11 protein-coding genes are annotated in these 12,447 nt (G+C 71.4%); 8 read left to right on the top strand and 3 right to left on the bottom strand.

Going from position 1 to position 12,447, the window contains the following annotated elements:
* The 7 genes from HKK72_RS29280 to HKK72_RS29250 all read left to right on the top strand — a co-directional run.
* On the top strand, nucleotides 1-2,545 hold a 2,545-nt coding region (locus HKK72_RS29280), incomplete at its 5' end, for an FtsK/SpoIIIE family DNA translocase (protein ID WP_261987311.1).
* Nucleotides 2,546-2,703: 158 nt separating this feature from the next.
* Complete coding sequence (locus tag HKK72_RS29275; RefSeq protein ID WP_187237667.1) at nucleotides 2,704-3,438, top strand: helix-turn-helix domain-containing protein; 735 nt, start codon at nucleotides 2,704-2,706, stop codon at nucleotides 3,436-3,438.
* Nucleotides 3,439-3,563: 125 nt separating this feature from the next.
* Nucleotides 3,564-5,021, top strand: a complete 1,458-nt coding sequence (gene rimO, locus HKK72_RS29270) for a 30S ribosomal protein S12 methylthiotransferase RimO (RefSeq protein ID WP_261987310.1) — start codon at nucleotides 3,564-3,566, stop codon at nucleotides 5,019-5,021.
* Between the two features lie 98 nt (nucleotides 5,022-5,119).
* Nucleotides 5,120-5,623 carry a CDP-alcohol phosphatidyltransferase family protein gene (locus HKK72_RS29265; RefSeq protein WP_410050355.1) on the top strand — a complete coding sequence of 168 codons (504 nt, stop codon included), beginning with the start codon at nucleotides 5,120-5,122 and terminating at the stop codon, nucleotides 5,621-5,623.
* Nucleotides 5,620-6,111, top strand: a complete 492-nt coding sequence (locus HKK72_RS29260; protein WP_187237664.1) for a DUF1990 family protein — start codon at nucleotides 5,620-5,622, stop codon at nucleotides 6,109-6,111. Before HKK72_RS29265 ends, HKK72_RS29260 begins: the two co-directional genes overlap by 4 nt.
* 3 nt (nucleotides 6,112-6,114) lie before the next feature.
* Entirely contained in the window at nucleotides 6,115-7,410 is a 1,296-nt protein-coding gene (locus HKK72_RS29255; RefSeq protein WP_187237663.1) for a CinA family nicotinamide mononucleotide deamidase-related protein, read from the top strand.
* A 111-nt stretch (nucleotides 7,411-7,521) separates the two neighbouring features.
* A complete protein-coding gene (locus tag HKK72_RS29250; protein WP_187237662.1) occupies nucleotides 7,522-7,911 on the top strand; it encodes a helix-turn-helix domain-containing protein in 390 nt (129 codons plus the stop codon).
* Between the two features lie 89 nt (nucleotides 7,912-8,000).
* On the opposite strand, the gene HKK72_RS29245 is transcribed toward HKK72_RS29250, so the two are convergent.
* The 3 genes from HKK72_RS29245 to HKK72_RS29235 all read right to left on the bottom strand — a co-directional run bounded on the left by HKK72_RS29245 (nucleotide 8,001) and on the right by HKK72_RS29235 (nucleotide 10,832).
* Nucleotides 8,001-8,774 (bottom strand): Fpg/Nei family DNA glycosylase, encoded by a 774-nt coding sequence (locus HKK72_RS29245; RefSeq protein ID WP_187237661.1) that lies wholly within the window; start codon nucleotides 8,772-8,774, stop codon nucleotides 8,001-8,003.
* Nucleotides 8,775-8,859: 85 nt separating this feature from the next.
* Complete coding sequence (locus tag HKK72_RS29240) at nucleotides 8,860-9,324, bottom strand: RrF2 family transcriptional regulator (protein WP_187237660.1); 465 nt, start codon at nucleotides 9,322-9,324, stop codon at nucleotides 8,860-8,862.
* Between the two features lie 62 nt (nucleotides 9,325-9,386).
* Nucleotides 9,387-10,832 (bottom strand): glycoside hydrolase family 3 protein, encoded by a 1,446-nt coding sequence (locus HKK72_RS29235; protein ID WP_187237659.1) that lies wholly within the window; start codon nucleotides 10,830-10,832, stop codon nucleotides 9,387-9,389.
* Between the two features lie 310 nt (nucleotides 10,833-11,142).
* On the opposite strand from HKK72_RS29235, the gene HKK72_RS29230 reads away from it, so the two are divergent.
* The gene (locus tag HKK72_RS29230; protein WP_187237658.1) at nucleotides 11,143-12,336 is read left to right on the top strand and encodes an ROK family transcriptional regulator; all 1,194 of its coding nucleotides are present in this window, start codon (nucleotides 11,143-11,145) and stop codon (nucleotides 12,334-12,336) included.
* The last annotated feature ends 111 nt before the right edge of the window (nucleotides 12,337-12,447 follow it).

Raw genomic sequence — 12,447 nt, 5'->3', positions numbered from 1 at the left:
GGGATCGAAGGGCTCTTCGGGCGCGCGCGCAGGCGCGGCCCGCAAGTCCTCGGGCACGTCCGCCCGTAAGCCGGCCACGTCGCGGGCCAAGGCGGGCGGCGGCGCGGCCCGGCCGCGCAAGCCGCAGAAGCCCGACCCCATCGCGCAGGTCATCTTCGGCCTCTTCCGGCTCATCGCCAGGATCTGGCTGCTCATCGCGCACACCGTCGGCTCGGTCTTCCGGGCCTATGGGCAGGGAGCGCGCGACCTGCGCCCCGAGCACCGGCGCGACGGCGCCGGCCTCACCCTGCTGGGCTTGTCCATCGTGCTCGCCTCGGTCACGTGGTGGCAGCCGCAGGGCACCGCCACCATCGCCCTGGAACGCGTCGTGCGCGGCGGGTTCGGTGCGTTCGCCATGCTGCTGCCGGTCCTCGTGGCGCTGCTGGCCTGGCGGCTGCTGCGCCACCCGGAGCGCAACGAGGACACCGGCCGCATGGCGATCGGAGCCAGCGCACTGCTCATCGGAGTCCTCGGCCTCACCCACATCGGGGCGGGCACTCCGTACCCCGACCGGGGCATGGGCCCGGTCCGCAGGGCCGGCGGGGTGGTCGGCTGGCTGGTGGCGGCGCTGCCCGAGAGCCTGCTCGGCGCGTGGGTGGCCGTGCCGCTGCTCGTGCTGGTCGCCGGGTTCGGGTTGCTCGTCGTCACCGCGACGCCGGTGCACCGCATTCCCGAGCGGTTGGTCCGGCTGTACGACCTGGTCATGCTCCGGGACCGGCCCGTCGCCGGAGACGCGGCCCGTGACGGCAAGGGCGGCAAGGCCGGCAAGTCCTGGTCCAGACAGCGCAAGCCCGACGACATCGAGACGGGCGACCACAAGAAGCCCTATGACACTCCGGTGGTGGCGGACAAGCGTCCCGCACCGCCCGGCAAGCCCGGCCAGGGAACCGATCCCGGGCCCGATCAGAGTCCCGACCACGAGCCCGATGCCGTCCCGGATCTGATGGACGAGCTCATGGACCCCGAGCCGGTGATCGCAGCGCCCGACCCCTCACCGGCCCCCCGGCGGTCGGAGCAACTGCCGCTGTCGTCGTCAGGCGAGATCTACGAGCTGCCGACCCCCGGGCTGCTGCGCCCGGGCTCGGTGTCCAAGCCGCGCACCAAGGCCAACGACGTCGTGGTCAGCGCCCTGACCGGGGTGCTGGAGCAGTTCGACGTCGACGCGCAGGTGACCGGGTTCACCCGCGGCCCGACGATCACGCGCTACGAGATCGAGCTGGGCCCGGCCGTGAAGGTCGAGAAGGTCACGGCGCTCACCAGGAACATCGCCCTGTCGGTCAAGAGCGGTGACGTACGGATCATCTCCCCGATCCCGGGCAAGTCCGCGATCGGCGTCGAGATCCCCAACGCCGACAAGGACATCGTCAGCCTCGGCGACGTGCTGCGCTCGCCCGCCGCGACGAACGAGCACCATCCGATGCTGGTCGGGCTGGGCAAGGACGTCGAGGGCCGCACCGTCGTCGCCAACCTCGCCAAGATGCCGCACATGCTGATCGCGGGTGCGACCGGAGCCGGCAAGTCGACCTGCATCAACGGGCTGATCACCTCGGTCCTCATGCGCTCGACCCCGGACGAGGTGCGCATGGTGCTGGTCGATCCCAAGCGCGTCGAGCTCACGTCCTACGCGGGGATCCCGCACCTCATCACCCCGATCATCACCAACCCCAAGAAGGCCGCCGAGGCCCTGCAGTGGGTCGTCGGTGAGATGGACCGGCGCTACGACGACCTCGCCGCGTCGGGATTCCGGCACATCGACGACTTCAACAAGGCCGTACGGGCGGGCAAGCTCACGGCGCCGCCCGGCAGCGAGCGCGTCTACCAGCCCTACCCCTACCTCCTGGTGATCGTCGATGAGCTCGCGGACCTCATGATGGTCGCCCCCCGCGACGTGGAGGACTCGGTCGTCCGGATCACCCAGCTGGCCCGGGCCGCCGGCATCCACCTCGTCCTCGCCACCCAGCGCCCCAGCGTCGACGTCGTGACGGGCCTGATCAAGGCCAACGTGCCGTCGCGGCTGGCGTTCGCGACGTCGTCGCTGGCCGACAGCCGGGTCATCCTCGACCAGCCCGGCGCCGAGAAGCTCGTGGGGCAGGGTGACGCGCTGTTCCTGCCCATGGGGGCCAGCAAGCCGATGCGGCTGCAGAACGCCTTCGTCTCGGAGAAGGAGACCGAGGCGGTCGTCGCCCACTGCAGGCGGCAGATGGAACCGGCCTACCGCGAGGACGTCGCCGAGGTCGCGACCCAGAAGAAGGAGATCGACGAGGACATCGGCGACGACCTCGATCTGCTCACCCAGGCGATCGAGCTGGTCGTGTCCACGCAGTTCGGGTCGACCTCGATGCTGCAGCGCAAGCTCCGGGTCGGGTTCGCCAAGGCGGGCCGGCTGATGGACTTCATGGAAAGCCGCGGCATCGTGGGGCCGAGCGAGGGTTCCAAGGCCCGAGACGTCCTGGCGAAACCGGACGATCTTCCCGAAGTGATCGCCCAGCTCAGGGGCGGGGACTGAGACCGTGGTTACCGGACAGTCGAAAACTAGGCAGTTTCGTGCCGCGTTGCGTATCGCTTAACGGGTGTCCGCGTTTCTAGACTGGGCGCGGGAGTGGGGATCGCAAGGACGCACGGCGCAGGGGGAGCGTCGGCCCGAATTTTCCCGGGAGGCTCAACGTGCGGATCGGCGAGACCTTGGCGGAGCAGCGCAGGGAGGCCGGTCTCACCGTCACGCAGGTGAGCACGCAGACCCGGATACGGGAAACCGTGATCAAGGGCATCGAGCGCGACGACTTCACCATGTGCGGCGGGAACTTCTACGCTCGCGGCCACATCCGGAGCATCTCGGAGGTCATCGGCATCGACCCCGAGCCGCTGGTCCGGGAGTACGACGCCGCGCACGGTTCGCCCGAGGCGCTGTCCGCCGTCACCGCCTTCGAGCCCGAGATCCCGGTGCAGATCCGGGAACGACGGGCGCCGAACTGGACCGCCGCGATGGCCGTCGCGCTCGTCTTCGTGGTCATCTACGGGCTGGTCCGCGTGTTCAGCGGCGACGGCACCCCCACTCGTACCGCTCACCCGCCCGCCGCCCCGCAGGCGCGGCCGCCGGCATCCACGGGCGCCGGTGACCGTGCGGCGCCGGCCGTCCCGCGCAAGCAGGTCGAGCTCAGGGTGCGGGCCAGGCGGGCCAGCTGGCTCAACGTCCGAGACGCCGGCGGAAAAGAGATCTACAGCGGTCTCATGCGGCGCGGCGACGTCAGGGAGTGGAGCACCACCAAGCGGATCCGGATTCTCATAGGCAACGGCGGCGGGGTCAAACTCACCGTCAACGGCAAGGAGCTCGGTGCTCCGGGAGCCTCCGGAGAGGTGCTCCGGCTGAGCTTCGGACCCGGCGACCCACGAGAGGCATAGAACCGTTGTCCGGCGTGGGTGGCCGGGGCCGTTACCGTTAGGGGCATGTCCACATCTCCTGCGGCGCCCACGGCCGCGCTCGTCTCGTCTTCCGGTGCGCGGGCGGCGCGGAAGGGATGCCGCGCATGAGTGCCGCCGACCGCTCCGTCTCCCTCGTCACGCTCGGCTGCGCCCGTAACGAGGTGGACTCCGAGGAACTGGCGGCCAGGCTCGAAGGCGCCGGCTGGAGCCTCGTCGACGACGCAGACGACGCCGGCGTGGTGGTCGTGAACACCTGCGGCTTCATCGACGCGGCGAAGAAGGACTCCATCGACACGCTGCTCGCCGCTCGAGACTCCGGCGCCAAGGTCGTCGCCGCCGGCTGCCTCGCCGAGCGGTACGGGGCCGAACTGGCCCGGGAGCTGCCCGAGGCCGACGCCGTGCTGAGCTTCGACGACTACGGCCGGATCGGGGAGCGGCTCGACGACGTTCTCGCGGGGCGGCGCCGCGAGGCCCACCAGCCACGCGACCGCCGTACGCTGCTGCCGCTCACGCCGGTGGAGCGCGCGTCCTCGACGGTGCACATCCCCGGCCACGGGGCGGCGGCGGACCTTCCCGACGGGATCGCGCCGGCGTCCGGCCCGCGGGTGCTGCGGCGGCGGCTCGGCGGCGGCCCGGTCGCGCCGCTCAAACTGGCCTCCGGCTGTGATCGGCGGTGCACGTTCTGCGCGATCCCGGCATTCCGCGGCGCCTACGTCTCCCGCCCGCCGGCGGAGATCCTCGAGGAGGCCCGCTGGCTGGCCGGCCACGACGTGCGCGAGCTCGTCCTGGTCAGTGAGAACTCCACGTCGTACGGCAAGGATCTGGGCGATCTACGGGCTCTCGAGGCGCTGCTGCCGGCGCTCGCCGCCGTCGACGGGATCTCGCGGGTCAGGCTCAGTTATCTCCAGCCCGCCGAGCTACGGCCCGGCCTCATCGAGGTTCTGTGCTCGACGCCGGGCGTGGCGCCGTACTTCGATCTGTCCTTCCAGCACGCGAGCGGTCCGGTGCTTCGCCGGATGCGCCGGTTCGGCGACCGGGTGCGGTTCCTGGAACTGCTCGACCAGATCCGGGGTCTCGCGCCGGAGGCCGGGGTGCGGTCCAACTTCATCGTCGGCTTCCCGGGCGAGACCGAGGAGGACCTGGGGGAGCTCACGGAGTTCCTGTCGGCCGCGCGGCTCGACGCGATCGGCGTCTTCGGCTACTCCGACGAGGACGGCACCGAGGCGGCCACCCTCGAGGGCAAGCTCGACGACGACGAGGTCGCCTGGCGGCTGGCCGAGGTCGCCGAACTCGCCGAGCAGCTCACGGCACAGCGCGCCGAGGAGCGCCTCGGCTCGGTCGTGGACGTCCTGGTGGAGGAGCGCCTTGAGCCCGGCCCGGGCGGCGGCACCGCCCAGACCCGGTACGAGGGCAGGGCGGCGCACCAGGCTCCCGAGGTCGACGGCACCGTGATCGTGACAGGCGGCGAGCTGACCGCCGGAGACATCGTCCACGCGCGCGTCACGGCTGCCGAGGGCGTCGACCTCGTCGCCGACGCCTTGGAGACCGCGAGTCCGAGATGACCGGGCCGGAACACGTCTCCGTTCCGCCTACGGAGCCGGGCAAGGATGCTCAGCCAGCCCGCCGGGCCAGTGTCTACAACGTCGCGAACCTGCTCACCATGGTTCGGCTGGCGCTCGTACCGGTGTTCGCCTGGTTGCTGTTCGCGGGCGGCACCGGCGCCCGGCTCGCCGCGCTGGTGGTGTTCTGCGTCGCCTCGGCCACCGACTGGGTGGACGGGGAACTGGCCCGTAGGCGCGACCTCGTCACCGACTTCGGCAAGATCGCCGACCCGATCGCCGACAAGGCCCTGACCGGGTCGGCCCTGATCGGCCTGTCCGCGCTCGGAGAGTTGTGGTGGTGGGTGACCGCGGTCGTCCTGGTCCGCGAGATCGGCATCACACTGCTGCGGTTCGTGGTGATCCGCTACGGGGTGATCCCGGCGAGCAAGGGCGGAAAGCTCAAGACGATGCTGCAGGTGATCGCGATCACGCTGTTCATCGTGCCGGGCCCGCTCGACCCGCTCCGTTGGGCCGTGATGGGAGCGGCGCTGATCGTCACGGTCGTCACCGGTCTCGACTACCTCGTGCGGGCCTGGCGCCTGCGCCGCGAGGCCGTCCGGTGAACCTCACCTACCAAGAGGTCGCGGCCACCCGGGACGGCCGGCTCCCGGAGGGCTACCGGCATCTGCGGCACCGGACGCTCGTCGGCACCGGGCCCGCGGTGATGGCGGCGGCCTCGGACGCCATGCTGGAGTGGTGGATGCACCGGGCGGCGGGCGTGCGGATCGCCGCCTCCGCTCCACGGGCACGGCCCGGTGTGCATGTGAACTGCGAGGTGGGCGTCGGACCACTGCGCTTCAGCGCTCCGGCCCTCGTCGTCTGGGCCGAGGAGGGCGAGCGGCGTACCGGATTCGGTTACGGCACCCTCCCGGGGCATTTCGCCGCCGGGGAGGAGGGGTTCGTCGTCGAGCGCGACGACATCGACGACGTGTGGCTGACCGTGCTGGCGTTCAGCCGGCCGGCGGAGGCCTCAGGGAGGCTCGCGCCGTTCCTCCAACGCTTTCATGCCAGGCGCTGCGGCGCGGTCCTGCGCCGCCTTGTAAGTTCCTGAGCCATGCGCGTCGAACTGCTCACCATCGGGGACGAGCTGCTGCTCGGTGACACGATCAACGGCAACGCGGCCTGGCTCGGGCAGCGGCTCGCCGAGATCGGCGTCGAGGTCACGCGCAGTGTGGTGGTCGGCGACGGGCTCGACATCATCATCGAGGCCGCCGAGGACGCGCTGAGCCGGGCCGATGCGGTGATCACTACAGGTGGGCTGGGCCCGACCTACGACGATCTCACCCGGGACGCGCTGGCCAAGGCGGCCGGGGTGCGGCTGCTGCTCGACCCCGCGTTGGAGAAGCGGCTGCGGGACCGGATCGCCGCCTCGGGCCGCCCGTTCCGGCCGATGGTCCTGCGCATGGCAGAGGTGCCCGAGGGCGCGACCTTGCTCGGCAACCCTGTGGGCGGCGCACCCGGCCTCCGGATGGATCTACCCGGCGGGGTGGTGTACGCGCTGCCCGGGGTGCCGCACGAGATGCGGGCCATCACGACGGATCGGCTCCTGCCGGAGCTGCGCGGCCGCGTGGCCGGCCAGGCTCCCCTGAGGCGCACCCTGCGCACCGCCGGCGTGTGGGAATCGGTGCTCGCGACCCGGCTCGCGCCGGTGGAGGCGCTCGAGGGGGTACGGCTCGCGTACCTGCCCGACCCGGCCGAGGTCAAGGTCCGGATCACCGCGAGCGGGCCCGACGCGAAGGTGCTGCTCGGGGAGGCCGAGGAGCTCACCCGGGACCTGCTCGGCACCGCGGTCTACGGGGCCGAGGGCGACACCCTCGACAGGGTGGTGCACCGCCTGCTGGCCGAGCGATCCGCCACCGTGGCGGTGGCGGAGTCGCTGACCGGCGGTCTCCTCGGCGCCGAGCTCACCGCCATGCCCGGTTCCTCGGCCACGTTCGCGGGCGGGATCGTCGCCTACGCGACCGCGCTGAAGGAGGCGCTGCTGGGGGTGCCCGGCGAGCTGCTCGACCGACGCGGCGCCGTCGATCCCGACGTGGCGCTGGCCATGGCGGCGGGCGCGCGCGAGCGTCTGGGCGCCTCGTACGGCCTCGCGGTGACCGGGGTGGCCGGTCCGGACCCTCAGGACGGGCGGCCCGTGGGCACCGTGCACGTGGCCGTGACCGGACCTGGCGGCATGTCGGCCGTGGAGTCACCGCCCCTTCCAGTGCACGGACCGGACGAGCGCGCACGACCCCTGATCCGCCGCATGACCGTCGTTCACGCCCTTGACCTGCTGCGACGTCAGATACTCGGAGTCGCCGCGGCGCACGAATGGGCCGATGGCCTGGAAGATCGGGAAGAAACGGCCTGATTACAGCGTTACGTTCGGAGCGAACATGAAATCTTCGGTCTGCCATGCCTACCGCGAAGGCAGGTACGGTGGAACCGTTAGAGGGTCCGAATTATGGGAGGGAGCGAGACGATGGTCCTGCTTCGCCAGCTGCTTGGTGACGTACTGCGGCAGCTGCGGCTGCGCCAGGGTCGCACCCTCCGGGAGGTGTCGGCGGCGGCCAGGGTCTCCCTCGGCTACCTGTCCGAGGTCGAGCGTGGCCAGAAAGAGGCGTCCTCGGAGTTGCTCGCGTCGATCTGCAAGGCTCTTGGCGTGCCGCTGTCCCATGTGCTCCGAGAAGTGTCGGACCTGCTGGCGCTCGCCGAGCTGCAGCACGAGCCCGTCATGGCCGGCGCGCCCCCGGCGCACGAGCGGTTGGACGGTGCCGCCATCGAGGCCGAGAGGATCTCCGCGGAGAGCATCCCGGCCACCCCGGAAGAGATCGCAGGCGACGCCTTTCGTGGCGACATGGTGGCTGCCTGACAGGGCGGACACCGCGTTCACCGGCCTACCCGCCGGCGCAGGTCGCCTGCGCGGCGGTACTGCCCCGCGGTGTCGGCCGGCCGTGCCGGTCAGTTGGGCTCAGGCTGGCATGAGGGGCACCAGTACGTGAGCCGCTCACCCTGGTCCACCTTGCGGATCGGACGGCCGCAACGCCGACAGGGCGCTCCCCGGCGGCCGTGCACGTAGCTCGTCTCGCCCCGGCGCAGTGACCCGGTGACGCTCTGGGACCAGTGGCCTCGATTGGTGTCGAGCAACCGTTGCGCCAGCGTGGTGAGGCCTTCCAGATCCGGTACGTCCCCCACCGGCGTCCACGGCCACACGCCGCGCAGGAAGAGCACCTCGCACTTGTAGAGATTGCCGATCCCGGCCAGGCAGCGCTGATCGAGCAGCGCCTCGCCGATCGCGCGTTCAGGCCGCTCGCGCAGGCGGCGTACGGCCTCGTCCAGATCCCAGTCGGGACCGAGCAGATCCGGGCCGAGGTGGCCGACGGCGCGGTCCTCCTCACCGGTGCGCAGCAACTCGACGACGCCCAGGGAATACCCGAGCGCGAGCCATTCGGCGTTGGCGAGCGCCAGCCGGATGCGGTGATCGCGCGGTGGGGGAGCGGTGGGCCGCCGGAACCGCCATGACCCGTCCATCCGCAGATGGGTATGGACGGTGAGCTCCCCTTCGACCCTGATCAGCAGATGCTTGCCGCGCGCGAGCGCCTCGTGCACGCGCCGGCCCCGCAGGTCGGTCGTCGCGAGCCTGGGGACGCGGAAGTCGCTGTGCGTGAGCGGCCGCCCGGCGAGGGCCGTGTGCAGGCGCCGCGCCGTCGACCAGACGACATCTCCCTCGGGCACGTCTACCTCAGCAGCACCTCGGTGGCATCCTCGCCAAATACGCACCGGCATCTCACCGGTGCCTCTACCGCAGGCTCGGCGGCGCTCAGCCGAAGGCCGCGGATTCCCATGCCGCCGGGTTGTCCGCCAGCTTGCGCACCGCGTCCGGGAGATCGCCGGAGGCGATGTGCGCGAGGCTGACCTGTTCGAGGATGGAGCGCTCGCTGGCTCGCAGGGCGATCCAGACGTCCTGCAGTGAGCGCGCGGCGCCGGCGTAACCGAGGTGTTCGGGTCGTTCTCCGCGGACGCCGAGCAGGGGGCCGTCGATGGCGCGGATGATGTCGGCGAGCGAGATCTGCTCGGCCGGCCTGGCCAACCAGTAGCCGCCGTCCGGGCCTCGCTGGCTGCGGATCAGACCGGACCGGCGGAGCTGGCCGAGAATGTTCTCCAGGAACTTGGGCGGGATCTGCTGCGCCTCGGCGAGCTGAACCGCCGTCACCGGGTGGGATCCCGCGACGGTGAGCTCGGCGGCCGCGCGTAGCGCGTAATCAACTCGGGCGGACAATCTCATGAGGTGATTATCTCTTACCGATCGGAGTAGTCGGGCTTCTGCCGCCTACTCCGTGCTCCCGGCTACTCCGCGGCGAGACCGAGCAGTTCGGCCGCCGCCCGCCCGTTCGCGTACGCCGCCCCGTAGGTCGCGATGAACCCGGCCGACTCGGGACGCCAGACCGGGAGCCCCATCTCCACGACGACCGCGTCGGAACGACCGGCCAGCAGCGTGGACACGATCGCGCGCTGACCGGCGTCACGGTGCGCGTCCCGGACGACCACGACGAGCGGCCGTCCGCTGGCGCGTTCCAACAGATCAGCGGGGTCGACAGGGGCGCCGTCGACCCTTATGAGATCGCCGTCCGGCAGCCAGGGGCCGAGTCCCCAGGGCACCGGCCCGACCGCGATGTTGGCCGGCGCGTGCAGTTCGATCACCACGGGAGACCCGGGCTCGGGAAGTTCACCCGACAGCCGTACCGCCCGGCGCGCGGCCTCCATGCCCACGGTCGCGTCGACGGTGCTCGCGCCGCCGAGCGCCAGCCACGCCTTGAGGCGCTCGGTCCGTTCCGCCGCCTCCGCCAGCCGACGCTCCGGCAGGCGGCCCGACCGCACCGCCGCGACGATGGCGTCGAGAATGGCCCGAACGCTGTCCTCGTATTCCTGGGAACCGAGGCAGAGCAGGTCGGCGCCGGCGATGAGGGCCCGTACCGCCGCCTCGGGGATGCCGATCTTCCCGCTGGCGCCGCGCATGTCGAGCGCGTCGGTGACGACCACCCCCTGGTAGCCGAGCCGCTCGCGGAGCAGACCCGTGATCGCCGCGCCGGACAGCGTCGCGGGCTCGCCGCCGGTGATGGAGGGCAGGTTCAGGTGCGCCGTCATCACCGCCTTGACGCCGGCCTCGATGGCGGCCCGGAACGGCACGAGCTCGCGGCGGTCGAGCAGCTCGAGATCGGCGTCCACGATCGGCACGGACAGGTGAGAATCCTCCCGGGTGGCCCCGTGCCCCGGGAAGTGCTTGGCGCAGGCGGCCACGCCGGCCTCCTGCAGGCCCGTGGTGGCCGCCGCGGCGTGCCGGGCGACGAGCAGCGGATCGGACCCGAACGCGCGGGTCCCGATGATCGGATTGTCGTCGGCGGTGTTGACGTCGACGGACGGGGCGAAGTTGAGGTTCACCCCGACGCCGGCGAGCTCGGCTCCGAGCGACCGGTGGACCCGCCGGGTGAGCTCAGGGTCGTCCACCGCGCCGAGTGCGGCGTTGCCGGGATACGGGCTGCCGGTCGTATGCGCCAGGCGGGTGACGTCACCGCCCTCCTCGTCGATCGTGATGACGGGGTCGCCCGCCTTGCGCAGCTCGGCGGTCAGCGTGGCCAGGGCTTCGTTGCCCGGCACATTGCCGTTGATGGCGAACAGCGTGACGCCGCCGAGGCCGCGTTCGAGGTGGTCGAGCACCCAGCGGGGCGGCGTGGGGCCGGCGAAGGACACGAGCAGGACGGCACGGGCCAGCCGGGCGATGTCGGCCGCGGTCATGACTCGCTGTCCCCATCGCGGTGACGCGCGGCCACGATGACGGCCGCGTCGGCCGTAATCTTCCCCAATATCACTGAAATCTCCCTGTCCGGCGTCGCCTCGCGGCTCGTGGGGCGGCCCAGACCGGCTGGAAACCCGTAAGGTCCATGCCATGTCCGGCTTGTATTCGCACTGGTCGCGGGGCGCCCTCCTACCGGTCGGCGCTGTGCGCACGCCCCCAGGGCCTGAGTCGGTAGGACGCTACGTAAAATAACAAGAAACTTTCCTAAATAATACCCGCTGTTAGCACATTGAAATAGAAGGAGCGAGCATGGCCCAGGGCCCCGGCACGCCGAGACTGCTGCGTGCGCTGAACGACCGGGCCGCACTCGAGCTTCTGCTCGCCGAGGGGCCGCTGACGCGGACCCAGATCGGCGCCCGCACGGGGCTGTCCAAGGTGACCGCCTCACAGTTGCTGTCCAGGTTGGAAGAGCGCGGGCTCGTCGAGGTCGTCGGGCAGCAGGCCAGCGGACGCGGCCCGAACGCCGCCCTGTACGCCGTTGTGCCGTCGAGCGCCTACGTCGCGGGTGTGGAGGTCGGGCCCACCGGAGTGACCGCCGGGATCGCCGACATCACGGGCCACATCATCAGCCAGGTGACCGTCGATCCCAACGGCGCCGCAGACCCGGTCGCCGTGGTGCACAACGCGGTCGTCAAGGCGTGCCGCTCCGCCAAGGTCGCGGTGTCGCGACTGAACGCCTTCGTGATCGGCTCGCCGGGCGTCGTCGACCCCCGTACGGGCGACGTCCAGTTCGCCTTCGACCTCCCCGCCTGGCACGAGGGCGTGCTGGAGGGGCTGCGGACCGATCTGCGCAGGCCGGTGGTGATCGAGAACGACGTCAACCTCGTCGCCGTGGCCGAGCGGGCCTACGGCGCGGCGGTCGGCGCCGACGACTTCGCCCTGGTCTGGGTCGATCGCGGGATCGGGCTGGCCGTCATGCTCGGAGGCCGCCTCCACCGTGGCATGTCCGGCGGCGCGGGCGAGATCGGCTACCTACCGGTCCCCGGGGTGCCGCTGCCCGAGGGCGTCACCGAATCGATGACGTGGGGCACGCCCACGCTCGCCGGAGGGTTCGGCTCGCTCGTCGGCGCCGACGCCGTGCTCGAGCTGGCCAGGGAGCACGGGTTCACCGAGCCTTCCGCGATCGAGTGCGTCCGGTCCGCTGCGGCCGACGAGGAGCGTGGGGGAGCGTTCCTCGACGAGCTCGCCACCCGGATCTCCTACGGGGTCGCCTCGGTGAACATCGTGCTCGATCCCGGGCTGATGGTGATCGCCGGTGACCTCGGGCGGGCCGGCGGCGTTCCGTTGGCCGGCCGGATCGAGGAGGCGGTCGCGCGCATCTGTCCGACGCGGCCCCAGGTCACGGTGTCCGATGTCGAGGGCAATCCGGTGCTCCGCGGTGCCCTGCACGCGGCTCTGGTGCAGGCCCGCGAAGAGGTGTTCTCCACCACCACCGAGGGCTGACGCCGTTCACCCGCGCGGTTCGCCGGCCTCGGCAGCGGTACACTCATGCATGAGTGTTCCAAATTTGGATGTTCCATGGCCTGTCGCTTGGAGGTCGGATGGACGGGTTCA

The sequence above is a fragment of the Actinomadura sp. HBU206391 genome (assembly GCF_014323665.1).
Lineage (GTDB): Bacteria > Actinomycetota > Actinomycetes > Streptosporangiales > Streptosporangiaceae > Actinomadura_C.
This window is presented reverse-complemented; position numbering and strand designations above follow the sequence as displayed.

What these genes read in the sequence shown, in the direction of transcription:
- rimO (WP_261987310.1), top strand. Translation starts at nt 3,564, where the DNA reads ATGAGTGCCGCCGACCGCTCCGTCTCCCTCGTCACGCTCGGCTGCGCC.
- HKK72_RS29265 (WP_410050355.1), top strand. Translation starts at nt 5,120, where the DNA reads ATGGTTCGGCTGGCGCTCGTACCGGTGTTCGCCTGGTTGCTGTTCGCG.
- HKK72_RS29255 (WP_187237663.1), top strand. Translation starts at nt 6,115, where the DNA reads ATGCGCGTCGAACTGCTCACCATCGGGGACGAGCTGCTGCTCGGTGAC.
- HKK72_RS29250 (WP_187237662.1), top strand. Translation starts at nt 7,522, where the DNA reads ATGGTCCTGCTTCGCCAGCTGCTTGGTGACGTACTGCGGCAGCTGCGG.
- HKK72_RS29240 (WP_187237660.1), bottom strand. Translation starts at nt 9,324, where the DNA reads ATGAGATTGTCCGCCCGAGTTGATTACGCGCTACGCGCGGCCGCCGAG.
- HKK72_RS29235 (WP_187237659.1), bottom strand. Translation starts at nt 10,832, where the DNA reads ATGACCGCGGCCGACATCGCCCGGCTGGCCCGTGCCGTCCTGCTCGTG.
- HKK72_RS29230 (WP_187237658.1), top strand. Translation starts at nt 11,143, where the DNA reads ATGGCCCAGGGCCCCGGCACGCCGAGACTGCTGCGTGCGCTGAACGAC.